Origin of the sequence: Rahnella perminowiae (assembly GCF_019049755.1) — a bacterium.
Lineage (GTDB): Bacteria > Pseudomonadota > Gammaproteobacteria > Enterobacterales > Enterobacteriaceae > Rahnella > Rahnella perminowiae.
Map to the genome: position 1 here is coordinate 1 of NZ_JAFMOS010000180.1, position 1,408 is coordinate 1,408.

The following is a 1,408-nucleotide window of genomic DNA, read 5'->3' on the forward strand; positions in this document are numbered from 1 at the left end:
TAACCCTGAGGCGTGATAACGAGCCACTACGGTGGTGAAGTAGCTGATGCCATGCTTCCAGGAAAAGCCTCTAAGCTCCAGGTAACACGAAATCGTACCCCAAACCGACACAGGTGGTCAGGTAGAGAATACTCAGGCGCTTGAGAGAACTCGGGTGAAGGAACTAGGCAAAATGGTGCCGTAACTTCGGGAGAAGGCACGCTGGCGCGTAGGTGAAGGGACTTGCTCCCGGAGCTGAAGCCAGTCGAAGATACCAGCTGGCTGCAACTGTTTAATAAAAACACAGCACTGTGCAAACACGAAAGTGGACGTATACGGTGTGACGCCTGCCCGGTGCCGGAAGGTTAATTGATGGGGTCAGCCGCAAGGCGAAGCTCTTGATCGAAGCCCCGGTAAACGGCGGCCGTAACTATAACGGTCCTAAGGTAGCGAAATTCCTTGTCGGGTAAGTTCCGACCTGCACGAATGGCGTAATGATGGCCAGGCTGTCTCCACCCGAGACTCAGTGAAATTGAACTCGCTGTGAAGATGCAGTGTACCCGCGGCAAGACGGAAAGACCCCGTGAACCTTTACTATAGCTTGACACTGAACATTGAGCCTTGATGTGTAGGATAGGTGGGAGGCTTTGAAGCGTGGACGCCAGTCTGCGTGGAGCCAACCTTGAAATACCACCCTTTAATGTTTGATGTTCTAACTCGGCCCCCTAATCGGGGGTGAGGACAGTGTCTGGTGGGTAGTTTGACTGGGGCGGTCTCCTCCTAAAGAGTAACGGAGGAGCACGAAGGTTAGCTAATCACGGTCGGACATCGTGAGGTTAGTGCAATGGCATAAGCTAGCTTGACTGCGAGAGTGACGGCTCGAGCAGGTACGAAAGTAGGTCATAGTGATCCGGTGGTTCTGAATGGAAGGGCCATCGCTCAACGGATAAAAGGTACTCCGGGGATAACAGGCTGATACCGCCCAAGAGTTCATATCGACGGCGGTGTTTGGCACCTCGATGTCGGCTCATCACATCCTGGGGCTGAAGTAGGTCCCAAGGGTATGGCTGTTCGCCATTTAAAGTGGTACGCGAGCTGGGTTTAGAACGTCGTGAGACAGTTCGGTCCCTATCTGCCGTGGGCGTTGGAAGATTGAGAGGGGCTGCTCCTAGTACGAGAGGACCGGAGTGGACGCATCACTGGTGTTCGGGTTGTCATGCCAATGGCATTGCCCGGTAGCTAAATGCGGAAAAGATAAGCGCTGAAAGCATCTAAGCGCGAAACTTGCCTCGAGATGAGTCTTCCCTGTGGCTTTAAGCCACCTGAAGGGACGTTTAAGACTAAGACGTTGATAGGCTGGGTGTGTAAGTGCAGCGATGCATTGAGCTAACCAGTACTAATGACCCGAGAGGCTTAACCTTACAACACC

Annotated in this window: 1 rRNA gene; it reads left to right on the plus strand. The window is 53.1% G+C overall.

The annotated features are described in order from the left end of the window. Window positions 1–1,400 (plus strand): 23S ribosomal RNA (locus J1785_RS01055); the annotation flags it as partial. Between the last annotated feature and the right edge of the window lie 8 nt (window positions 1,401–1,408).